The sequence below is a fragment of the Gordonia aichiensis genome, from assembly GCF_039946255.1.
GTDB classification, from domain to species: Bacteria; Actinomycetota; Actinomycetes; order Mycobacteriales; family Mycobacteriaceae; genus Gordonia; species Gordonia aichiensis_A.
Genome location: NZ_JBCDWL010000005.1, coordinates 28,015 through 50,997 on the forward strand (window position 1 = coordinate 28,015; position 22,983 = coordinate 50,997).

The following is a 22,983-nucleotide window of genomic DNA, read 5'->3' on the forward strand; positions in this document are numbered from 1 at the left end:
ACGACAGGCGCCCGACCCGGGATCTGCGAGAGATCCCCGATCGGGCGCCCGAAGCACACTACTTGACGCGCTTGCCGTACCGCTTCTCGAAGCGGGCGACGCGGCCGCCGGTGTCGAGGATCTTCTGCTTGCCGGTGTAGAACGGGTGGCAGTTGGAGCAGACTTCCACGGTGATGTGCCCGCCCTTGGCGGTGCTGTGGGTGGTGAACTCGTTACCGCAACCGCAGTTGACGGTGGTCACCTGGTAGTCGGGATGGATTCCCTGCTTCATGTGATGTCCCTTCATCATGGTCGCCGGGTCACCGCTGAATTTTTCAGTGGTGTGAACCGGAACCGGACTGACCGGAGAATTATTCCACAGCAGCGCCCGCCGCGCCCAATCCCGGTGCTCCGACCGCCGGCGGCGCCGAGTGAATCCAGTCTCTTTTCGCGCGAGGGGTCTCCTGAACTGGCGGTTCGGCGGACTAACCTGTATGCGGGCGTGCGCGGACCCGCGGGCACCCGACAACGTCCGCCGGGACCCGATGCCCCCGGACTCAAAGACGACCGGTTCGACGACGACCGACTCGGATCGACCGACTCGAAGCCCCGAACTTGAAACAACAGTCTCGTAACAACAGTCTCGAAGCAACAGTGGGGAGCCACCCGAAGCCATGACGACCGCGAATCCGACACGTGAACGCTCTTCTGATCGCGCTTCCAAGCGGCCTCGCTGGTCCCGCCGAAACCCCTACCCCGCCACAGTGCTGCGCAACGACCTGCTGACCGCCCCCGAGAGCGAGAAGGAGGTGCGGCATCTGGTCCTCGACATCGAGGGCTCGGGCTTGGAGTATCAGCCGGGCGACGCCGTCAACGTCACGCCCGCGAACGAACCGGCCCTGGTCGCGGCCATCGTCGACCGGCTGGGCGTGCCCGGCGACACGGTGATCGCCGATCGCAAGGGCGAGCGCACGCTCACCAACGCCCTGACCCACGGTTTCGAGATCACGTCGATCTCGCCGTATCTGCTCGATCATCTCGCGACGGCTCGCGGGATCTCCGCGGTGGCCGAGCTGCTGGCCGGCGACCGCGCCGCACTCGATGCGTGGGGACGCGGCCGCGACGTCTTGGACCTGCTGAATCTGGATCCCACGTGGTTCCCGACCCCGGAGGCCTTCCTCGCCGAGCTGCGTCCGCTGGCGGCCCGCACGTACTCGATCTCGTCGGCGCCGTCGGTGCACGGCGGCACCCTGCATCTGACGCCTGCGACGGTCCGGCATCCGGCGACCGAGGTGTGGGGCGACGGCCGCGATCGCGGGGGCGCCGCGTCGACCTACCTCGCCGACCGCGTCGTCCCCGGCGACACCGTCGGCATCTTCATCACGCCCAACAAGTCGTTCCGTCTGCCCGAGCCCGACACCGACATCATCATGGTCGGCCCCGGCACCGGCATCGCGCCCTTCCGCTCGTTCGTCCACGAGCGCAGCCACGACGACGGCCACGGCCGCAACTGGCTCTTCCACGGGGCACGCCGGCGCGACCAGGACTTCCTGTATCGGGACGAGATGTGGGCCATGGAGGCCGACGGGAACCTGCGCCTGGACGTCGCGTTCTCACGCGAGCAGGACGAAAAGGTCTACGTCTCACACCTGATGGGCGGCCGCGGACAGGAACTGTACAGCTGGATCCGCGACGGCGCCGTCGTCTACGTCTGCGGCGACGCCACTCGGATGGCCCACGACGTGGAGGAGGCGCTGACCGCGATCATCCGCGATTACGGCGACTTCGACGAGGTGGGCGCCCGCGCGGAGGTCGAGCGGTTGCGCACCAGCGGTCAGTACCGCCGCGACGTCTACTGACCAGCGGGCTCGCCCCTGGCGCGCCCTGACTCGCTGACTTCCTGACATGCGGCGACGCCGCCGATCCGGACCCGGAGCGGGTCGGGATCGGCGGCGTCGCAGTCTGTCGGCCGGCAGTCTGTCGACCGGCCCGACCAGTCAGTCGTCGGCCATGACGCCGGGAGCGTTCTTGCTCACCTGCATCAGGAACTCCACGTTGCTGCGGGTCTTCTTCAACTGCGCCACCAGCAGGTCGATGGCGGCCTGCGAGTCGAGACCGGCGAGCAGCCTGCGCAGCTTGTGAACGATCGCGAACTCATCGGGCGAGAGCAGCAGCTCGTCCTTGCGGGTGCTCGACAGGTTGACGTCGACCGCAGGGAAGACGCGCCGCTCGGAGATCTTGCGGTCGAGCTTGAGCTCGGCGTTGCCGGTGCCCTTGAACTCCTCGAAGATCACCGTGTCGCCGGTGGATCCGGTCTCGACCAGCGCCGAGGCGATGATCGTCAGGGAGCCGCCGTTCTCGATGTTGCGAGCCGCGCCCAGGAACCGCTTCGGCGGGTACAGGGCCTGCGAGTCGACACCGCCGGACAGGATGCGCCCGGACGCCGGCGAGGCGTTGTTGTAGGCGCGACCGAGTCGGGTGATGGAGTCGAGGAGCACGACCACGTCCATCCCGCCCTCGACGAGACGCTTGGCGCGTTCGATGGCGAGTTCGGCGACGCTGGTGTGATCTGACGGCGGCCGGTCGAAGGTCGAGGCGATGACCTCGCCCTTCACCGAACGCTGCATGTCGGTGACCTCTTCGGGACGCTCGTCCACCAGGACCACCATCAGGTGGCATTCGGGGTTGTTGGTGCTGATCGCGTTGGCGATGTGCTGCAGGATCGTCGTCTTGCCCGCCTTCGGCGGCGAGACGATGAGCGCTCGCTGCCCCTTGCCGATCGGCATGATGAGATCGATCACGCGGGTCGACAATCGCTCCGGAGTGGTCTCCAGGCGCAGCCGCTGGTTCGGGTACAGCGGCGTCAGCTTGGCGAACTCGGGCCGGTTGCGAGCCGCTTCGACGTCGCCGCCGTTGACGGTGTCGAGGCGGACCAGCGGATTGAACTTCTGGCGCTGGTTGCCCTGGTTCTCGCCTTCGCGCGGGACCTTGACGGCGCCGGTGATCGCGTCGCCGCGGCGCAGTCCGTTGCGGCGGACCATGTTCATCGAGACGTAGACGTCGTTGGGACCGGCGAGGTAGCCGGAGGTGCGGACGAACGCGTAGTTGTCCAGCACGTCCAGGATGCCGGCGACCGGCGCCAGGACATCGCCCTCGTTGACCTGCGTGTCGCCTGCGTTGCCGCCGCCGTCGCGGTCACGTCCGCGCCGACGCTCGCGGAACCGGCGACCGCGGCGCCTGCCGCCCTCACCGTCGTCGTCGCCGTGCTGGTTGTCCCGGTTCTGGCCGCCCTGGTTGTCCCGGTTCTGCTGGCCCTGGTTGTCCCGGCCCTGGTTGTCCCGGCCCTGGTTGTCCCGGCCCTGGTTGTCCCGGTTCTGGTTGTCCCGGTTCTGCTGGCCCTGGTTGTCCCGGTTCTGGCCCCGATTACCGTCCCCGCGATTGCCGTCGCCCCGGTTGCGGTTGCGGTTGCGGTTGTTACGGCCGCCCTCGCCGTCGCTCGCCTGGTCACCGCGCGACTGGTCTGACTTGTCGTCTCGACCCTGGTCTGCCTGCTTGTTCTCGGTCTGCCTGCCTGCCGCGGAGGTGCTCTCGGCCTGCTTCGCGGCTGCCTGCTTCGGCTCGGTCTGCTTCGACTCTGCCTGCTTGGGCTCGGCCTGCTTGGGCTCGGCCTGCTTCGCTTCGGCGGGCGCGCCGGCCCGCTCGGTCTGGGCGGCCGGCGCCTGCTTCACCGGGGCGGCCTTGGCCGCCTGCGCCTTCTCGGCACCCGACGCCTTCGCCGCGCCCGCGGCCTTCGCCGGGGCCTGCCCGCCCTGCTGATGAGCACGGATCACGTCGATCAGGTCGCCCTTGCGCATACCCGACGTACCCTTGATACCGAGTTCGCCCGCCAGTGCACGCAATTCCGGCAGCAACATCGCCGACAGCCCGGTACGGGCCCGCTTCGGTGCCTGTACATCCGTTTCGGTCACGGAAATCCTTTCGTTCCCCGACTTCAGATGCCGGGGCCCCCTCCCAGAGAAATGGGCCGGGAGGACAAAAATTTGTTGGTTCGCCGGACGATCAAGTGGAGATCAGACACGCCCTGAATCCCGACGGAGCACATCAAGCGTACCACCGGGTAGCCGGGTCGCTAGGAAACGACCTCGACCCCGTCTGCCACGTCGACCGGAATCATGGTGAATCCCAGCTCCGCGGCGAGGTCGGCCTCGGGCGCACCGAGCGACTGCACACCGAGCACCAGGACGGACGGTCCAGCACCCGACACGGTAGCGGCGTGTCCCCGATCGCGCAATGCGGCGACCAGCCGTGTCGTCTCCGGCAGCGCCTCGGCCCGGTAATCCTGGTGCAGGCGATCCTGGGTGGCGTCCATCAGGCAATCCGGACTGGTGGTCAGGGCGACGACGCCGAGCGCCGCGCGACTCACGTTGAACACCGCATCGGCGCGCGGCACCGCATCGGGAAGCAAACCGCGAGTGGCCTCCGTGGACGACTCGATCTGCGGCACGAACACCGTCGCGACCACCGACCGGTGCAGCTCCAGCTTGCGTGCGAAGAACCGTCCCCGCTCCCCCGACCAGGTGACGACGGCCGAACCGAGCACCGATGCCGCCGCGTTGTCCGGATGGCCCTCGAACTCGCTGGAGAGCTGCACCAGCTCCTCGTCGGTCAGTCCGGGACGACGTCCGTCGGCCGCGACCAGCGCCGAGGCGGCCGCCAGTCCCCCGACGACGGCGGCCGCCGACGACCCCAGCCCACGCGAATGCGGAATCACGTTCCGGCACTCGAGGTGGAAACCGGGCACCGCGACGCCCGCGTGCTCCAGCCCGCGGGCCACCGCGCGCGCCACCAGGTGTCGCTCGTCGAGCGGCACCCGGCCCGCGGCCTCGCCGGTCACCGCGACGCTGACACCGGTACCGGTGATCGTGACCGCGAGCTCGTCGAAGATCGACAGCGCCAGACCGAGGCAGTCGAACCCCGGACCCAGGTTCGCGCTCGAACCCGGAACCCGCACCCGTACCGAAAGTCCTTCGGCGAGCACGTGTTCGGCTTTAGCGGAGCCGATCATCGCGCGTGTGGTCATCGCCGCTTCCACGTCTTCAGTTCACACCCAGTGCGGTCGCGACCGCCACCGGATCGACGGCGATCGCATCGACCTGCGGCATGCCGAGCAGTGCGGTGTCGGGATCCTTCAGGCCGTTGCCGGTGACCGTGCACACGACGGTCTCGCCGGCCTTCACCCATCCCTCTTCGCGGGCCGCGAGCAGACCGGCGACGCTCGCGGCGGACGCCGGCTCGACGAAGACGCCCTCGCGGCCCGCGACCAGCTTGTACGCCTCGAGGATCTTCTCGTCGGTCGCGGCGCGGAACATGCCGCCCGACTCGTCCTTGGCGGCCACCGCCTGATTCCAGCTGGCCGGCGAGCCGATCCGGATCGCGGTCGCGATCGTCTCGGGGTCGCTGACGGGTGCGCCGTTGACCAGCGGGGCCGCACCGGCCGCCTGCACGCCCAGCATGCGCGGCAGCGCGTCGATGATGCCGTCCGCGTGGTACTCGCGGTAGCCCTTCCAGTACGCGGTGATGTTGCCCGCGTTGCCGACCGGCAGCGCGTGCACGTCGGGCGCGCGACCCAGCACGTCGACGATCTCGAACGACGCGGTCTTCTGACCCTCGATCCGCGCGGGGTTCACCGAGTTGACGAGCTCGATCTCGGGATAGTCGGAGGTCACCTTGCGCGCCAGTTCCAGGCAGTCGTCGAAGTTGCCCTGCACCTGGATCACCTTGGCGCCGTGCATGACCGCCTGGGCGAGCTTGCCCATCGCGATCTTGCCCTCGGGGATCAGCACCGCGCAGGTGATCCCGGCCCGGGTCGCGTACGCGGCCGCCGACGCCGACGTGTTGCCGGTCGAGGCGCACAGCACGGCCTTCTTGCCGTGGTTGACGGCGTTGGTGACGGCCATCGTCATGCCGCGGTCCTTGAACGAGCCGGTCGGGTTCAGGCCCTCGACCTTGAGGTACACCTCGCAGCCGGTGAGCTCGGACAGGACCGGAGCCGACACGAGAGGCGTCGCGCCCTCCAGCAGGGTGACGATCTTCCAGTCGTCGCGAACCGGCATGCGGTCGCGGTAGGCCTCGATCAGGCCGGGCCATCCGCGGTGAACGGGCTGATACGGGGTCTTAGTCATCGGTTCCCTCCAGACGGAGCACGCTGGACACCTTGAGTACGGAGTCCATCTTTTCAAGTGCAGCAACAGTTTCCGACTGTGCGCGGTCGGAAGCGCGATGGGTGACGACGATCAGGCGCGCATTGTCGCCCGCACCCTCCTGACGGACGGCGGCGATGCTGACGTCGCGCTTGGAGAACTCACCGGCCACCTGCTGCAGCACTCCGGCACGGTCGGCGACCTTCATCGACACGTAGTAGCGAGTCGGCACCTCGTCGATCGACGCCACCGGCAGGGACGCGTACGTCGACTCCAGCGGCCCGCGCCCGTGGTAGACGCGGTTGCGGGCGGCCATCACCAGGTCGCCCATCACGGCCGAGGCGGTCGGCGCGCCGCCGGCGCCCTGCCCGTAGAACATCAGGCGGCCGGCGTTCTCGGCCTCCACCGCGACCGCGTTGAAGGCGCCGCTCACCGTCGCCAGCGGATGCTCCAGCGGCACCAGCGCAGGGTAGACGCGGGCGGAGATCTTCTCCCCCCCGTCGGTCTGGATCCGTTCGCAGATGGCCAGCAGCTTGACCGTGCAGTCGAACTTCTTGGCCGCCTCGATGTCCTTGGCGGTGATCTTGGTGATGCCCTCGCGGTACACGTCCGCGGCGGTGACACGCGAGTGGAAGGCGATCGACGCGAGGATCGCCGCCTTCGATGCGGCGTCGTAGCCTTCCACGTCGGCGGTCGGATCGGCCTCGGCGTAGCCCAGGCGGCCCGCCTCGGCCAGGACCTTGGCGTAACCCGCACCGGTCTCGGCCATCTCCGACAGGATGAAGTTGGTGGTGCCGTTGACGATTCCGGCGACGCGGTTCACCGAGTCACCGGCCAGCGACTGGGTCAGCGGCCGGATCACCGGGATCGCGCCCGCGACGGCCGCCTCGAAGTAGAGGTCAACGCGGCTGGCCTCGGCGGCGCTCGCCAGTTCACCCGAGTGCTCGGCGATCAGCGCCTTGTTCGCCGTGACCACCGACTTACCCGATTCGAGCGCCGACTTGATCAGCGCCCGAGCCGGATCGATGCCGCCGATCAGCTCGACGACCATGTCGACGTCGTCGCGCGCCACCAGCGCCTGCGGATCGTCGGTCAGCAGCGACGGATCGACGCCGTCGCGCACCCGCGCGGTGTCGCGGACGGCGACCCCGCGCAGGACCAGCGGTGCGCCGACACGCGCCTGCAGGTCCGCCGCCTTCTCGAGGAGAATCCGAACCACTTCGGTGCCGACGTTGCCCATGCCAAGCACGGCGACGCCGATCGGACGGGACGATTCGCTCATTCGGGATCCACCTCCAGGTTCAAAAAGTCTGCCACCGTCTCCCGCCTCAGCATGAGTCGAGAACGGCCGTCGTCGACTGTCGCGACCGCCGCGCGCGGCACCATGTTGTACCGGCTCGACATCGAGTAGCAATAGGCTCCGGTGGCGCCGACCATGAGCAGATCGCCCGGGGCCAGGTCCGCCGGCAGCCAGCAGTCGCGGATAACGATATCGCCGCTCTCACAGTGCTTGCCCACCACCCGGCAAACCACAGCCTCGGCGGTCGACACGCGCGAGGCCAGACGCACGTCGTACTCGGCGTCGTACAGGACGGTCCGGATGTTGTCGCTCATGCCGCCGTCGACCGAGACGTAGCGGCGCACGGTGCTGCCGTCGAGCGCCACGTCCTTCACGGTGCCGACCCGGTACAGGGTCACCCCGGCGGGTCCGGCGATGCCGCGGCCGGGTTCGACGGCGATCGTCGGCATCGGCAGATCGAGCGCCGCCGACTCCCGTCGAACGATCTCGGCGAGGGCCTCGGCGAGGACGCTCACCGGCGGCGGGTCGTCGCTCTCCAGGTACGAGATCCCCAGGCCGCCACCGAGATCGAGCACCTCGATCTGCTTGGTCTTGTCGACGCCGAACTCGGCGACGATGTCGGCGAGCAGGCCGATCACCCGTCGGGCGGCGAGCTCGAAGCCGTCGATCTCGAAGATCTGCGATCCGATGTGGCTGTGCAGACCCACCAGCCGCAGGTGCTCGGTCGCGAAGACCGCGCGCACCGCGTCGAGGGCGACGCCGCCGGCGAGGGCGAAGCCGAACTTCTGGTCCTCGTGCGCGGTGGAGATGAACTCGTGGGTGTGCGCCTCCACTCCGGGCGTGACCCGGACCAGGACGTCGGCGACCACGCCGCGCTCCCCGGCCAGCCGGTCCAGACGCTCGATCTCGATCATCGAGTCGAGCACGATGTCGCCGACACCCGCGTCCAGCGCGGCCGCCAGCTCCGCCTCGGACTTGTTGTTGCCGTGCAGCGCGATGCGCTCGGCCGGGAATCCCGCGTGCAGGGCGATCGCCAGTTCACCGCCCGAACAGACGTCGAGCGAGAGCCCCTCGGACTCGATCCACTTGGCGACCTGCGACGACAGGAAGGCCTTCGACGCATAGTGCACGCGCCCGTACGGCCCGAATGCGTTCCGCATGTCCGCACACCGAGACCGGAAATCACCCTCGTCGTACACGAACAGCGGGGTGTCGTAACGGTCAGCCAACTCGTCGACGGGCACGCCGCCGATCGTCACCACGCCGGCGTCGTTCCGGGTGGTGCCGCGGGGATAGACGTTCGCCGGAATCCGCGAGAGCTCCTCGGGCCGGTTGGGCCGCTCCGCCAGATGCGGGGCGGCGAGGATCTCGGCGTGCCGAGGACCTGCGGGATGGGCCATCACATACGCTCCTGTGTCACGTCTTCTTCAGTCACTTCCGGTCGAGTGGTTCCTGGTCGGGCCATGTGCGTTCGAGTCTGCCGGTCCCCGGTCAAATCTTCTTGCGGTCACATCTTCTCGGGTGCGCTCACACCGACCAGGTCCAGTCCGTTCGCGAGCACCTGGCGGGTCGCCTCGCACAGCGCCAGCCGCGCGGTGTGCACGTCGCCGGCCTCCTCGTCGCCCTGCGGCAGGACGCGGCAGCGCGCGTAGAAGCGGTGGTACGCCCCGGCCAGCGACTCGAGGTAGCGGGACACCCGGTGCGGCTCGCGCAGGGTCGCCGCGGTCGCCACCACCTCGGAGAAGTCGCCGATGGTGCGGATCAGGTCGCCCTCGGCCGGGTCGTCGAGCAGGTCCAGGTGCTCGGTCGAGAGCACCAGTCCGAGTTCCTTCGCGTGACGGGCCAGCGCCGACAGCCGCGCGTGCGCGTACTGGACGTAGTAGACCGGGTTGTCGGACGACTGCTTGCGCAGCAGATCGAGATCGATGTCGATGTTGACGTCGATCGACGAACGGATCAGCGCGTAGCGCGCGGCGTCGACGCCCACCGCCTCGACGAGGTCGTCGAGGGTGATGACGGTGCCCGCCCGCTTGGACATCCGCACCGGCTTGCCGTCCTTGACCAGATTCACCATCTGCCCGATGAGCACCTCCACCGCGCTCGGGTCGTAGCCGAGCGCCGCGGCGGCGGCCTTCAGGCGCACGACGTATCCGTGATGGTCGGCGCCGAGCATGTAGATCAGATGGTTCGCCCCGCGCTGATGCTTGTCGCGCAGATAGGCGATGTCGCCGGCGATGTACGCGTGGTTGCCGTCGCTCTTGATGACGACGCGGTCCTTGTCGTCGCCGTAGTTCGTCGACCGCAGCCACCACGCGCCGTCGGACTCGTAGAGGTTGCCGCTCCCCTTCAACTCCGCGATCGCCTCGTCGACCAGACCGCGGTCGAACATCGAGTTCTCGTGGGTGTAGACGTCGAAGTCGGTGCCGAACTCGTGCAGCGTCCGCTTGATGTGCGCGAACATCAACTCGACGCCCTCGGCGCGGAAGACCTCGCGCGCCTGGTCGACCGGCAGGTCCAGCACGCCGGGCGACTGCGCGACGACGGTGTCGGCGATCTCGACGATGTAGTCGCCCGCGTAACCGTTCTCGGGCGTCGGCTCCTTCTTGGCGGCCGCCATCAACGAGTCGGCGAACCGGTTGATCTGCTCGCCGTGGTCGTTGAAGTAGTACTCGCGCGTCACCTGCGCACCGCGGGCGGCCAGCACCCGACCCAGCGCGTCGCCGACCGCAGCCCAGCGGGTTCCGCCGAGGTGGATCGGGCCCGTCGGATTCGCCGACACGAACTCCAGGTTCACGTGCAGCGCCGACAGCTCGTCGCCGCGGCCGTACGCGGCGCGTTCGGCCAGGACGGTCGCGACCGTCTGGTTCTGGGCGGCCGCCGCCAGTCGCAGGTTCACGAACCCGGGGCCGGCGATCTCCGCCGAATCGATGCCCGCGTCGGCGGCGAACTCGGCCGCCAACCAGGTGGCCAGCTCCCGCGGATTCACCCCGGCGCGCTTGCCCAGCTGGAGGGCGATGTTCGTGGCGTAATCACCGTGCTCGGGGCTGCGCGGACGCTCCACGACCACCGAGTCGGGAATCAACGAGACGTCGAGGTCGTGGGCTTGAAAGACCTTCAGCGTCGCAGCGCGAAGCAGGGCAGCGAGTTCGGTGGGAGTCACAGGTACCCATTCTATTGTCCCGAGCGCCCGCATAAACAATCGGCCCGAGCCCGGTCCGGGGACGCCTTCGACCCCCGAACGAACTCTTGTCGAGTCAGTGGTCTCCACGCCCCGGAACTCGACACGACTTCGGGTGAGTGGCAGCGGGCTTCGCCCCTCAGGGCAGATTCAGCTGCCAGGAGACGCCGAAGCGGTCATTGACCCAGGCGAAGGCCTGCGAGAAGCCGTAATCGGCCAGGGGCATCAGCACCCCGCCGCCCTCGGCCAGGATCTGCACCAGCCGCTCCAACTCCGCGCGGTCGTCGACGTCGACGAACAACGAGCTCGACGGCGTGAAGTCGAAGGCGTGCGCCACCGAACTGTCGCTGACCAGGACGGCCTGTCCCGCCAGGTCCAATTCGGCCAGCATGATGCCGTGGGCGGCCTCCGGGTGCGGCTGCGACGAGACGAGGCGCCCCTGCGGGAACGCGGTCAGGTAAAGCTCGATCGCGTCGGCCGCGACAGCACCCTGGAACATCAGGAAAGGACGGATCTGTGTCATGGAACGAGCGTAACGACCCGATCGGGTCGGGGCGCTGCGGTCACGGGCATCTCCCGGTCACGGGCATCCGCGCCGTCGGCGGTACGCCTGGTGCCACCCGACGAGCCGGCGTTCAGCACCCGAGCAGGTCGGCCAACTCGTCGATGCCGCGCACGTGGAAGGAGTCGAGCGGGTTGCGCTCGGCCGCTTTCGGCTCCGGTCCCCATTCGCGGGGCCGCTCGACGTACGCCGTCCGCAGCCCGTGCGACCGTGCCGCCGCCAGATCCGTCGCGTGCGTGGCGACCATCAGGACCTCGTCGGGCCGCACGCCCGTCAGTTCAGCGACCCCCAGATACACCTGCGCGGCCGGCTTGTAGTGGCGCCACCGGTCCGCACCGCCGACGAAGTCCCACGGAAAGCCCGCGTGCGCGGCCATCTCGGTCAGCAGCGCGACGTCGCCGTTGCTCAGGGCGCCGATCGTGAAACCCGTCCGAAGCCGCGTCAAACCGGGCACCGAATCCGGCCATCCCGGAAGGATGTGCCAGGAATGCACGGCGGCCGTGAGCTGCTCCGCGGTCGCGACGACGCCGTGGTGCTCGCTCAGCACGTCTACGAGCGATTCTCGGTGCAGGTCGTCGAGCAGCGTCCACGGACGCCGGCCCGCCTCCACGTCGGCCAGCGCGGGCGCGTACCGCCGACGCCACTCGCGCGCCACCGCCGACCCGTCGAGGTCGGGAAAGAGCTCCGCCAGGGTCTGCGACACCCCCGAGTGCCAGTCCGCCACGGTGCCGAACGTGTCGAACGCGATGACCCGGATCCCGGCCCCGGCACTCATGATCGCGAGTACTCCGAGGCCGCGCGCACCAGCTCCGCCGACGGCGTCACCCCGGTGTAGAGGGCGAACTGCGCCGCCGCCTGACCGGCGATCACCGCATCGCCGCTGATCACCGGCTTGCCCGCGGCTCGCAGGCGACGAACGAATGCCGTGTCCGGCGGCATGGCGACCACATCGCACCCGGCGACCGCCGCGTCGACCGTCGCGGCCGGGAAGGGCATCTGCGCCGAGTCGCCCATCCCCACGGGCGTGGCGTTCACCAGCACGTCGAAGCGGTCGTCCGCGGACACCGACTCGACGTGCGCGAAGCCGTATCGGGCGGCCAGCGCCGGCCCGGTCCGACGATTCCGGCCGACGACGGTCACATCGGAGAAGCCGGCGTCGCGCAGGGCCGCGACCACCGCCTTGGCCATCCCGCCGCTGCCCGCGACCGCCACCGTCCCGGCACGGTCGAAGCCGGACTCGACCAGCAGGTCGAAGACGGCCTGGTAGTCGGTGTTGTACGCCCGCAGAACGCCGTCGTCGTTGACGATCGTGTTCACCGAGTCGATGGCCGCCGCCGAGTCCTCCATCACGTCGACCAGGTCGATCACCGCCTCCTTGTACGGCATCGACACCGCGGCGCCGCGAATCGGCAGACCACGGATCCCGGCGACGGCCGCGGCGATGTCGGCGGGCGCGAAGGCCTTGTAGACGAAGTTCAGGCCGAGCGCGTTGTACAGGTAGTTGTGAAAGCGGGTGCCGATGTTCGACGGTCGTGCCGCCAACGACACGCACAGCACGGTGTCGCGATCGAGGGTCCGAGCGTGCGGAGCAGTCATGCCCGCCAGGGTAGACGGCCCGACCGCCGCCGGGGCGCCCACATCAGCGGCCGCGGACCGCCGACACCGCCGCCACCGCACCGGTCACCGCGCCCGCCGACGCCATCGCCCAGGTGAAGCCCTCGGCGCCGCCCAGGCGGGCGACCGCGTCGAACACCGCGATGCCGACGGCGCTGCCGAATGCGAAGCCCACCTCCTGCAGGGCTCCGGCGTGTGAGAGCCGATCCTCGGGCGTCAGGTCGAACAGCGTCGAGACGGCGACCGACCCGACCACGCCGAAGCCGATGCCGATCAGCACCAGGCCCGGAGCCGACGCGCTCCCCAGCGCGACCCACAGCAGGCCGGCCGCCTCCAGCGCGAGCGCGGATGCGACCGCGACACGACGGGACACCAGTCGCACCGTCAGCGGCGCGACGATGCCGCCCGCGATCGTCGCGAGCGCCTGCGGCAGCAACGTCAAGCCCGCGTCGATCGGTGTGCCGCCGGACTCCTGAACGTGAATGCTGACCAGATAGATGGCCGCGCCCATCGCCGCGGCCGCCGTCAGGACCTGCCAGAACGCCAATGCGAACCCGGCCCGACCGAACAGCCCGACGTCGATCAGCGGATCGGCCGAACGGCGCTGTTTCGCGGCGAAGAGACCGAGCAGGAGGACGCCCAGCAGCGCCAACCCCAACCCCGCGACCGGCGCCGCGACAGCGTGCGAGATGCCGTACACGGTGACCGCCAGTCCGGCCGCGGACAGGCCGACGCTCGCCAGATCCCAGCGCGGCGGGGTCACCGCCCTGGTGTTCGGGACCAGCCACAGGGTCAACACGCTGCCCGCCAGGGCGATCGGCGCACACATCAGGAAGATCGACTCCCAGCCGAAGGCCTGGGTCAGCGCGCCGCCGACCACCGGTCCGACCGCCGTCGCAGCGCCGAACGTGGCCACCCACAGGCCGTTCGCAACCGTCCGTTCGTGTCCGCTGTAGACCTCGGCGATCGTCGAGACGACGTTCGCGATGACGAGTGCGCCCACCATGCCCGACAGGGCGCGTCCGCCGATGACCACCGCGGGCGAACTCGCCGCCGCGATGAGCACGTTGATCACCCCGAAGCCGGCCATGCCGGCCACGAGCATCGTGCGCCTGCCGAACCGGTCGCCGAGTCGTGCGGCGACGACGATCGATGCCGCCAGCGCCAGCGGATAGGCGTCGACCACCCAGGCGCGCGCGGCGCCCGCCAGACCCAGATCGGCGGCGATCGTCGGCAGCGCGGTGTTGACCATGCTGACGGCCAGCGAACCGGCGAGGATCCCGACCAGCAGCGGCAGCATCACCACCCATCGGCCCAGGCCGGCGGGTCGATCGACGATCTCGTCGGTGCGGCATTGCGTCATGCCCGCGATGATCCTCGCCGACGACGATTCGGCGCAAACCGAACACGGTCGCCGTCGCCGGCCCGAGATGAATCGTGTTCCGCGCGAAACCCAGATCATATCATGAATTGAATCTGACAACGCGCGAGTTTGACATCGCGCCGGAATCTCTTCATCGTGAATGGGTATCGCCGATTATCCGCGTGCACAATTCGCTGGATCTTGAGTCGGCGATCGATTGCATTTGCGACGCACCCCGAAGGGGAATTTCTCGGTTTTGAAAGGTTGAATATTGAGCAGCTCAGCACGAATCGCAGTCATCGGCGCGGGTCCGAGCGGCATGGCCGCCCTGCGCGCTTTCGACTCCGCCGAGCGCGGAGGTGCCGACATCCCGGAGATCGTCTGCTTCGAGAAGCAGGACGACTGGGGCGGCCAGTGGAACTACACCTGGCGCACGGGAACTGATGGCTACGGCGAGCCGGTGCATTCGAGCATGTACCGGAATCTGTGGTCCAACGGACCGAAGGAAGCACTCGAGTTCGCGGAGTACACATTCGACGAACATTTCGGTCGGCCCATTTCCTCCTACCCTCCGCGTGAAGTCCTGTGGGATTACATCAACGGCCGCGCAGAGAAGTCCGATGTCAAGAAGAAGGTCCATTTCGCGCACGTCGTTCGTCGAGTCGAATTCGACGAACAAAGTGAGCAGTTCACGCTGACCGTCGACGACCTGCGCAACAAGAAGACCCTGGTTCAGACATTCGACGAAGTGATCGTGTCGACCGGCCACTTCTCGTTCCCGAATGTGCCGGACGTCGAGGGAATCGACACGTTCCCGGGTGAGGTGATTCACGCCCACGAGTTCCGCGGTGCCGAACGATTCGCCGGCCAGCGACTGCTCATCATCGGCGGCTCGTACTCGGCCGAGGACATCGGCATCCAGTCCCACAAGATGGGCGCCCGGCAGGTCACCATGAGCTACCGCTCGCAGCCGCAGGGCTTCGCGTGGCCGCAGGGTGTCGAGGAGAAGCCCCAGGTCAGTCGCATCGACGGCACCATCGCGACGTTCGTCGACGGCACCGCGCGCGAGTTCGACGCGGTGATCCTGTGCACCGGGTACCTGCATCACTACCCGTTCCTGCCGCAGGAGATGCGCCTCGATTCGCCGAACAACCTGTACCCGCAGGGCCTGTACCGCGGCGTCACCTGGCAGGGCAATCCGAAGCTCCACTACCTCGGTGCGCAGGACCAGTGGTTCACGTTCAACATGTTCGACGCCCAGGCGTGGTTCGTGCGCGATGTGATCCTGGGCCGCATCAGTCTGCCGGACGAGGCCGAGCGCGCCGCCGACATCGCCGAGTGGTCGGACCGTTACGCGAAGGTCGACGACGACGCGGCCGCCGTCCAGTTCCAGGCCGACTACATTCGGGACCTGATCGAGCAGACCGACTACCCGATGTTCGACCTGGACGAGGTCGTCGCGATCTTCCTCGCCTGGAAGAAGGACAAGAAGCACAACATCCTCACCTACCGGGACCAGGTCTATCGGTCGGTGATGACGGGCACCCAGTCGCTGGTGCACCACACCCCGTGGATCGCCGAGCTCGACGATTCACGCGAGCGCTACCTCCAGGGGCAGCCGCGTGCGGAGCAGGCACGGAACGGTTCGCGCCGCGAGCGACTCGTCTAGCTTCGACCCACCGACAGAGCTGCGTCGGGTCGGCACCGCTGCGGTGCCGGCCCGACGCAGCTCTGTTCCGATCCGACGGCGCGGTGCGACACGGATAATCGACCCATGACCGACATGCCCACCGACGGACGGGCCGACAGCGATCGATTCGAGCTCTTCACCGACCGGGAGCGACTCGACTACGACGCGATCATCGACTTCCTGGCGAACCAGGCGTATTGGGGTCGATGGCGCAGCACCACCGACATCCGCGATGCGATCGCCGGATCGTGGCGGGTCGTCGGCGGCGTCGACCGCACCACCGGTGCATTCGTCGCCTTCGCCCGCGCCATCTCCGACGGCGTCACCGTCGCCTACCTGTCCGACGTCTTCGTCGTTCCCGCCGCCCGCGGCCACGGTCTCGGGAAGCGGCTGGTCGAGGAGATGATCGAGAACGGCCCCGGCGCCCACTTCCGGTGGCTCCTGCACACCGACGACGCGCACGGACTGTACAAGCAGTTCGGTTTCGTCGAACCCGACGAGACCGTGTTGGAGCGACGACGTATCCGGCCGATCCCGCCGCGCCCCTGAAGCGCCCTGGACGGCGGCTCGCACGCCCTCGGGACTCAGCACGGCGGCTCGGACGCCCTCATGCCCCTGGACGGCGGCTCGGCCATCTTCAGGCCCCTGGACGGCCGCTCGGACATCTTCAGGCCCCTGGACGGCCGCTCGACCGCCGCCCCAGGCTCATCGAGTAGCCCGCGAACGAAGTGAGCGAGCGTATCGAGATGCCCACCGACCCCAGGTCTCGATACGCCCTCGGCCAGCGCCTCGGCCTACTCGACCACCCTAAAAAGCGGCACCACGAACACCGCCGCAGGCCCCTGGACGGCCGCTCGACCGCCGCCTCAGGCTCATCGAGTAGCCCGCGAACGAAGAGAGCGAGCGTATCGAGATGCCCACCGACCCCCAGGCCTCGATACGCCCTCGGCTAGCGCCTCGGCCTACTCGACCACCCTAAAAAGCGACACCACGAACACCCCAACCACCCTGCAAGACGAGGCACTCCACACCCCGCAGCAGCCTCCCCCTCAGGCTCATCGAGTAGCCCGCGAACGAAGAGAGCGAGCGCATCGAGATACCCACCGCCCCCAGGCCTCGATACACGCTCGGCTAGCGCCTCGGCCTACTCGACCACCCTAAAAAGCGACACCACGGATACCGCCCCAGGCTCATCGAGTAGCCCGCGAACGAAGTGAGCGAGCGTATCGAGATGCCACCGCGAAACGACGGAACCCGCGCACAAGGCGCGGGTTCCGTCGTTCAAGCTGGTGCCCCCCGCAGGATTCGAACCTGCGACCTTCTGCTCCGGAGGCAGACGCTCTATCCCCTGAGCTAGGGGGGCTCATCGGGCGAGAGCAACATTAGCGCACCCCGCCGTCAGATCCCAACACGGGGGTCGACTTATGCCCTCAGACGCCGATCAACTTGGCAACGGCCACTTCTCGATACCGGTCGGGTGTGCAGGTCAGGACGATGATCTGGGCGTCGCCGCCGGAGGTTCCGAGAACCTGAGCCATGGCCGACAGCCGCGTCGGGTCGGTGTAGCCGAGCGCATCGTCCAGGATCAACGGCACCCCGTCGGCGGTGTCCACGAGAGTGGCGCACGCCAGCCGCGCCAGCAGCCCCAGTTGCTCTTTCGCTCCGCCGGAGAGCGCGTCCACGTCGACGGTCACGCCGTCGAGCGTGCGGGTGGTGATCACGAAGTCGTCGTCGATGTGGAAGGTGACGCCGTCGCCGAAGACCGGCGCCGCGAGTTCCTCGAGGCGCCGCGTGAACGGATCGACGTAGCGAGCTCGGCTCTCGTTCCGTTGGCGCTGCAGCGTCTCGTACAGCGCCCGGGCGCCCGCCGCCCGCCGCGAGACCCGCTTCAGTTGAGCCTGGGCCGCTTCGTCGTCGGCCTCGGCTTCCGACAGTTCGTCGAGGCGACCGTCGCTGCGGCAGATGTCCAGCATCGTCGACAGCTCGGCCTGCAGCCTCCTAGCGTCCGACAACTGCTTCCGCAGCCGCCCCTGGGCCGCGTCGACGTCGGCGACCCTGGTGCGCAGACCCGCCAGATCGAGCTCGTGGAGGCGTCGGCGCACCGCCGTCAGTGCGGCCGTGGCCGCCTCCAGTTCGCCGGCCGCCGCGGCTGACCGGTCGGCGAGGGCGTCATCGGAGGCCTCCGCGACGGCTCGCGCCAGTTCGGCGTCGACGGCGGAGGTCTCCTCGGCGAGCCTGGCGCCGGACTCCGTGAGCGTCTGTGCGCGAACACGAGCGCGGCCGGCGTCGGCCGCCAGAGCGTCGCGGCGGCGCTCGGCGGCGCTCACCGCCTCGGCGAGGGTCCGCTCGTCGGCACGCAGTTGCACCGGGTCACCGGTCTCGGCGGCCGATTCGGTCTCGGGAAGTCGCGCGAGGATGTCGAGTCGCTGCCGATCGAGATCCTCCGGGCGCGAGCCGGCCAGCTCCCGAGCGATCCCCCGTTCGAGTTCTGCGGTACGCCGCTGTGCCTCGGCTCGGCGCCCGGCGACCGCCGCCACGTCGGTGACGGCCGCGACTCCGCAGCGGCGCAAGAGCTCGGCCTCGCGGGCCCGCAACGAGTCCAGTTCGGCCGCCATCGCGGCCGAGTCGGCGCCAGGCCTGATCTCCACGCGCACCGTTCCCGGCACGTCGATCACAGTGTTCGTGGCGGTCGTCAACTCGATCCCGTCGGCCAACTCCTCGCCGTCCACGAGCACAGCCGTATCGCCCAGTCGCGTCACCGCGACGGTGCCGGCCACCGCCTCGAGGCGGGCGGTCGCGGCCGTGATGTCGCGGTCGAGCCGGGCGGCGAGGGCGACGTCGTCGGGCGTGACGGTGATCGCCTCGACTTCCTTCCGCACCGCGTCGAGTTCGGCGCCCAGGCGGGCGACCTCGTCGAGCGCGCTCTCGAGCCTGACGAGCCGAGCGCGGTCGGCCGCGACGACGGCCGCAGTCTCCGCGACGCTGAGCTGCCGGCGCACCGCGGCAAGGCTTGCGGCCGCGGCCGCCACCTCGTCGGCGACCTCGGCGGCCTGGGCGTCGGCGGCGTCGGCCAGCGCAGTGGCCTGCTCGGCGGCGGCCGTGTTCTCGTCGACGGTCGCGCGCAGTTTCGCGAGCCGCTCCCGGAGTGCGACCCGACTGTCGCACGCCTCGGCCGCCACCTGATGCGCCAGCTGCTTGGCCTGGGCCGTCGCGCAGGCCGCGGCCTCCTGCTCCCCCACCGCTTCGGCCTCGGCGAGTGCCGCCGCCGCCTGAGCGAATTCGACATTCCCGGTCTGCTCGTCGGCGACCAGCTGCCGAACCCGCTCGACGACGCGAGGCAACCGGTCGGCGGCATCCTGGGCCGTGGCGAGGAAGGCCTGTCGCTGCGCGACCTTCGCGGCGGCGTCGTCGGCCGTCGCGACCGCCTGAGCCAGTTCCCCGGTCGGGCGACCCTGCGCGAGCGTGAAGTACTTCTTGTACTCGGCGGTCACCGCGGCCACCAGTGCGAGCGTCTGCGGCGACTCCCCGCCACCGGCCTCGGCCTGCCCCGCCGCGCGATCGAGCGCCTGCGACAGCGCCGAACTGTTCGCCAGATCACCCAGAGCCGGGTCGGCGGACTGCAGCAGCCGCAGGGCTTCGAACAGGGAGCGATCCAGAGACTCGGCGAGGATCTGATCGACCCGCTCGTGCGCCTCTCGCCCGGCGAACTGCTCGCGGAGCGGTTCGACGATCGTCAGCGTGGTCTCCGGCTGCCTGTTGAAGCGCTTGAAGTATTCGAATCGCCAAGGGCCGCAAGAGATGTCGGCCCACACCTCGGTGCCGACATCGCGCCCGGCGGGCTGCACCGCCCGCACACTCCTCGCCTTGCTGCTGGACTGGGCGGTCAGGAGGAGGTCGAAGGCCTCCATCATCGACGACTTCCCTGCTTCGTTGTCGCCCTCGATGACGGTGACGCCCGCCTCGGCGAACTCGATCTCGCGGGAGGCGACCCCGCGGAAGTTCTCGACCCGGAGTCGGTGCAGTCTCATCGGTGTCCTCCCGCCAGTCGGTACAGCAGTCCCAGCGCCGCGCGGGCGGCCTCGGCATCGTCTCCTTCGCCACCGGCCCGTTCGGCCAGCTCGGCCGCCGCAATCGCCGCATACCCCTGCAGGTCGAGGCCGCTGACATCGGACGGGTCGGAGACGACGGCCAGATCGTGGTGTCGTTCCCAGATCCTCAGCGCGGCGAAGCGGTCGCCGAACTGATCGAGGAGGTCGCTCAAAGTCACCTCGTCGGCGACGCTGACGGTCCCGGTCAGCGCCAGCTTCACCACCGTTCGGGCCTTGTCGTTGATCGCCGAGAGGCGCGTGCGGAGCCGGGCGATGTCGTCGGCTCCGTTCATGTCCTCGCGCACCGTGTGGAAGGCCCACTGCCCGATGCGATGCGGCACGACGTCGACGGTCGGCGCGGCCCCGCGAGCGAGGGTGACTTCGAGGACGTGGCCGGGGGCCGACTCGACGTGGTCGAAGTCCGTGACCTCCGGCGCTCCCGAGTACCAGATGCGCCCGGTGTCGCCCACCGAAGTCAGCGAATGGCGATCACCGAGTGCAACGTAGTCGACCAATCCCGCCGCGACGGCGACATCGAGGGTGGCGCCGCCGATCATGGCGGGGTCGTCGTTGGGGCTCAGCGAGTCGACACCCCCGTGCCCGACCACGATCCGGATGTCCTCGGACGCGGCCAGGCCGGCGACCTGCTCGTTGACGAGGTCGGCGAGCGGCCGCTTGGTGGTCCACGGCGCCGCGACCAGGCTGACGCCGTCACGAACGCGGACCACCCCCGCCGTGTCCAGGACCACGACATTGTCGGGGCACGCCGCCGTGAAGTCACGCGATCGGTACACGCTCGTCGCATCGAGCGGGTCGTGATTGCCGGGCAGCAGGTAGACCGGCACCGGGTAGTCGCCCAGGGCGTCGAGGGTGCGCCGGATGATCCTCGTCGAGACCCGCGGATCGTCAAAGACGTCGCCGCAGACGACGACGAACTCGGCGCCGGTCTCACGCGCCAGCGTGCCGATGCGGGCCACCGCGTCCTCGCGCGCCGCGTTGTAGGTGTGCTGAGCTTCGCCGGCGAGGAAGTGACGCGTCATCCCCAACTGCCAGTCGGCCGTGTGCAGGAAGGTGACACGACGTGCCGCGGCGGCATCGCTCCTGAAGTCGACGCCGTCATCGCCCGCGGCCGGAGCGGCGGCGAACAGTGCGAGCGGTTCCAGTTCGAAGAGCGGTTCGGTCACACATGCATTGCTGTCGAGCGCCGAATCGTCGTAGGCCGGTCGCGTCACGCCGCCTCCTCCTGTCGTCTCCGGTCGTTGGCACGGGCGGAAGCACTCCTCCACCCGTTCGGAGACGATGGTACGAGGGGCCTACGACATTTCCGGCGTCCGCCGTCCCGCGCGTGCCACCGGATCGGTCCGCGACCCGCCGGTTCGCACCAGAAGCAGCGTCGCCCCCGCGCCCACCAGCAACATCGCCGCGCCGAGATAGATCGAGTCGCCCATCGCCCGGGCGAATCCCTCCCGCAGCGGTGCCGGCAGCTGCGTCACCGTGCCGGTATGACTCTGCGTGTCGACACCGGGCAGTTCTGCGGCCAGGCGAGACATCATCAGCGCACCGATCCCCGCGGCGCCGATCACCGACCCGATGACCCGGGTCGTGTTGTAGACGCCGGCGCCCGCGCCGGCCTGATGCCAGGGCAGATCACGGGTGGCGGTCGCCGCCAGCGGCGCCCACACCGCGGCGCTGGCGACGCCCATCAGCAGTGTCGGAGCGAGCAGTTGCCAGACGGGAGTCTCCGGCCGGAAGATCGCACCCGCCCAGAACGAGGCGACCGCGTAGCCGAACAGACCGAGCGAGACCACATTGCGCGGGTGCACTCGATCGAGGATCCGCCCCACGATGGGTGCGAGGACTCCGGTGAGCACCGCCATCGGCACCATCACCAGTGCCGACCGCAACGGCGACATCCCTCCGACGAGCTGCAGGAAGAACATGATCGGGATCATCGAACCGGAGACGGCGAAACCCATGGTCGCGATGCCGACGTTGGACACGCTGAAGTTGCGGTCGCGGAACAGGCTGAGCGGGACCAGCGGCTCCACCCGGCCCTTGCCCTCCCAGACGATGAACGCGATCATCACGGCGGCGCCCGCGCCGATCAGCGCCCAGATCCAGCCGGCCCAGTCGTACGACTGCCCCTCTTGAATCCCGAAGACCAGGGCGAACAGGCCGACGGCCGACAGCGCGACGCCCACCCAGTCGAACTTGTGGTCGTGTGTCTCGACGTCCGGGACGAACATCGCCGCCAGGGCGAGTCCGGCCAGGCCCACCGGCAGGTTGACGAAGAAGATCCACTCCCAGCCGAACGAGTCGGTCAGGACGCCGCCGAGGAGCGGGCCGACCAGCGTCGCGACGCCGGCGACGGTCCCCCACACGCCCATCGCGGCACCGCGCCGCTCCGGCGGGAAGATCCTGGTGATCAGCGCCATAGTCTGCGGGGTGATCATCGCCGCACCCAGGCCCTGGACGGCGCGTGCGGCGATGAGCTCGCCGATGCTGCCGGAGAGGCCGCACCAGACGCTCGCCGCGGTGAAGACCAGCAGCCCGGCCTGATAGACGGTCTTGGGTCCGATCTTGTCGCCCAGCCGGCCGGCGATCAGGAGCGGAACGGCGTAGGTGAGCAGGTACGCGCTGGTGACCCAGACGATCCCGTTCACGTCCGCGTTCAGCGCCGACATGATCTGCGGCTGTGCCACGGCGACGATCGACATGTCGACGAGGATCATGAAGAAGCCGACGCACAGGGCCATCAGGGCCGCCCAGGGGCGGTCGGTGACCGATCGAAAGGTACCGCTCTGCGGAGTCGAGGTCACCCGAGTCCCCTTTCCTGATTCTTGAATGCCAGCGACAGTAACACCGGCCGCCGCGGCCGCGGCGACCGGTTTTCGCTGACGCGAGGCCCGGACACGGTCGCTGCGGTGGGTGTTGCTGTGTTGGGTGATACAGCAACCGGCGGTCGCGGAATAATCCCGCTGCCCGAGAAACTTGTACGAAGGCGGTCCG

17 protein-coding genes and 1 tRNA gene are annotated in these 22,983 nt (G+C 69.1%); 3 read left to right on the forward strand and 15 right to left on the reverse strand.

What is annotated here, in order from left to right; genetic code table 11:
• Positions 1 to 58: 58 nt before the first annotated feature.
• A complete protein-coding gene (gene rpmE, locus AAFO60_RS07710; protein ID WP_347955593.1) occupies positions 59 to 271 on the reverse strand; it encodes a 50S ribosomal protein L31 in 213 nt (70 codons plus the stop codon).
• A 382-nt stretch (positions 272 to 653) separates the two neighbouring features.
• Between rpmE and AAFO60_RS07715 the strand changes: the two genes are divergently transcribed.
• On the forward strand, positions 654 to 1,838 hold the full coding sequence (locus tag AAFO60_RS07715; RefSeq protein ID WP_347955594.1) for a diflavin oxidoreductase: 1,185 nt from the start codon (positions 654 to 656) through the stop codon (positions 1,836 to 1,838).
• A 138-nt stretch (positions 1,839 to 1,976) separates the two neighbouring features.
• On the opposite strand, the gene rho is transcribed toward AAFO60_RS07715, so the two are convergent.
• The 10 genes from rho to AAFO60_RS07765 all read right to left on the reverse strand — a co-directional run bounded on the left by rho (position 1,977) and on the right by AAFO60_RS07765 (position 14,196).
• Positions 1,977 to 3,893 (reverse strand): transcription termination factor Rho, encoded by a 1,917-nt coding sequence (gene rho, locus AAFO60_RS07720; RefSeq protein WP_347955784.1) that lies wholly within the window; start codon positions 3,891 to 3,893, stop codon positions 1,977 to 1,979.
• Between the two features lie 215 nt (positions 3,894 to 4,108).
• Positions 4,109 to 5,059 carry a homoserine kinase gene (gene thrB, locus AAFO60_RS07725; RefSeq protein ID WP_347955595.1) on the reverse strand — a complete coding sequence of 317 codons (951 nt, stop codon included), beginning with the start codon at positions 5,057 to 5,059 and terminating at the stop codon, positions 4,109 to 4,111.
• A 16-nt stretch (positions 5,060 to 5,075) separates the two neighbouring features.
• Positions 5,076 to 6,161, reverse strand: a complete 1,086-nt coding sequence (gene thrC / locus AAFO60_RS07730) for a threonine synthase (RefSeq protein WP_347955596.1) — start codon at positions 6,159 to 6,161, stop codon at positions 5,076 to 5,078.
• Positions 6,154 to 7,461, reverse strand: a complete 1,308-nt coding sequence (locus tag AAFO60_RS07735; protein WP_347955597.1) for a homoserine dehydrogenase — start codon at positions 7,459 to 7,461, stop codon at positions 6,154 to 6,156. The genes thrC and AAFO60_RS07735 overlap by 8 nt, the downstream gene beginning before the upstream one ends.
• Positions 7,458 to 8,882: a diaminopimelate decarboxylase gene (lysA, locus tag AAFO60_RS07740; RefSeq protein WP_347955598.1), complete on the reverse strand. Its 1,425-nt coding sequence runs from the start codon at positions 8,880 to 8,882 to the stop codon at positions 7,458 to 7,460. The genes AAFO60_RS07735 and lysA overlap by 4 nt, the downstream gene beginning before the upstream one ends.
• A 104-nt stretch (positions 8,883 to 8,986) precedes the next feature.
• Positions 8,987 to 10,639, reverse strand: a complete 1,653-nt coding sequence (gene argS / locus AAFO60_RS07745; protein ID WP_347955599.1) for an arginine--tRNA ligase — start codon at positions 10,637 to 10,639, stop codon at positions 8,987 to 8,989.
• Positions 10,640 to 10,796: 157 nt separating this feature from the next.
• Positions 10,797 to 11,180, reverse strand: a complete 384-nt coding sequence (locus AAFO60_RS07750; RefSeq protein ID WP_347955600.1) for a VOC family protein — start codon at positions 11,178 to 11,180, stop codon at positions 10,797 to 10,799.
• Positions 11,181 to 11,292: 112 nt separating this feature from the next.
• The gene (locus AAFO60_RS07755; RefSeq protein WP_347955601.1) at positions 11,293 to 11,994 is read right to left on the reverse strand and encodes a haloacid dehalogenase type II; all 702 of its coding nucleotides are present in this window, start codon (positions 11,992 to 11,994) and stop codon (positions 11,293 to 11,295) included.
• On the reverse strand, positions 11,991 to 12,815 hold the full coding sequence (locus AAFO60_RS07760) for a shikimate 5-dehydrogenase (protein ID WP_347955602.1): 825 nt from the start codon (positions 12,813 to 12,815) through the stop codon (positions 11,991 to 11,993). Before AAFO60_RS07760 ends, AAFO60_RS07755 begins: the two co-directional genes overlap by 4 nt.
• 43 nt (positions 12,816 to 12,858) lie before the next feature.
• Complete coding sequence (locus tag AAFO60_RS07765) at positions 12,859 to 14,196, reverse strand: MFS transporter (protein ID WP_347955603.1); 1,338 nt, start codon at positions 14,194 to 14,196, stop codon at positions 12,859 to 12,861.
• 268 nt (positions 14,197 to 14,464) lie between these two features.
• On the opposite strand from AAFO60_RS07765, the gene AAFO60_RS07770 reads away from it, so the two are divergent.
• Together AAFO60_RS07770 and AAFO60_RS07775 are read left to right on the forward strand one after the other, a co-directional pair.
• On the forward strand, positions 14,465 to 15,865 hold the full coding sequence (locus AAFO60_RS07770; protein WP_424308362.1) for an NAD(P)-binding domain-containing protein: 1,401 nt from the start codon (positions 14,465 to 14,467) through the stop codon (positions 15,863 to 15,865).
• Between the two features lie 105 nt (positions 15,866 to 15,970).
• A complete protein-coding gene (locus tag AAFO60_RS07775; RefSeq protein ID WP_347955605.1) occupies positions 15,971 to 16,435 on the forward strand; it encodes a GNAT family N-acetyltransferase in 465 nt (154 codons plus the stop codon).
• Positions 16,436 to 17,173: 738 nt separating this feature from the next.
• On the opposite strand, the gene AAFO60_RS07780 is transcribed toward AAFO60_RS07775, so the two are convergent.
• The 4 genes from AAFO60_RS07780 to AAFO60_RS07795 form a co-directional block, all read right to left on the reverse strand.
• Positions 17,174 to 17,249: transfer RNA gene (locus AAFO60_RS07780), tRNA-Arg, on the reverse strand.
• A gap of 67 nt (positions 17,250 to 17,316) precedes the next feature.
• On the reverse strand, positions 17,317 to 19,914 hold the full coding sequence (locus tag AAFO60_RS07785; RefSeq protein WP_347955606.1) for an AAA family ATPase: 2,598 nt from the start codon (positions 19,912 to 19,914) through the stop codon (positions 17,317 to 17,319).
• Entirely contained in the window at positions 19,911 to 21,206 is a 1,296-nt protein-coding gene (locus AAFO60_RS07790; protein WP_347955607.1) for a metallophosphoesterase family protein, read from the reverse strand. The genes AAFO60_RS07785 and AAFO60_RS07790 overlap by 4 nt, the downstream gene beginning before the upstream one ends.
• An 81-nt stretch (positions 21,207 to 21,287) precedes the next feature.
• Complete coding sequence (locus AAFO60_RS07795) at positions 21,288 to 22,730, reverse strand: DHA2 family efflux MFS transporter permease subunit (protein ID WP_347955785.1); 1,443 nt, start codon at positions 22,728 to 22,730, stop codon at positions 21,288 to 21,290.
• Between the last annotated feature and the right edge of the window lie 253 nt (positions 22,731 to 22,983).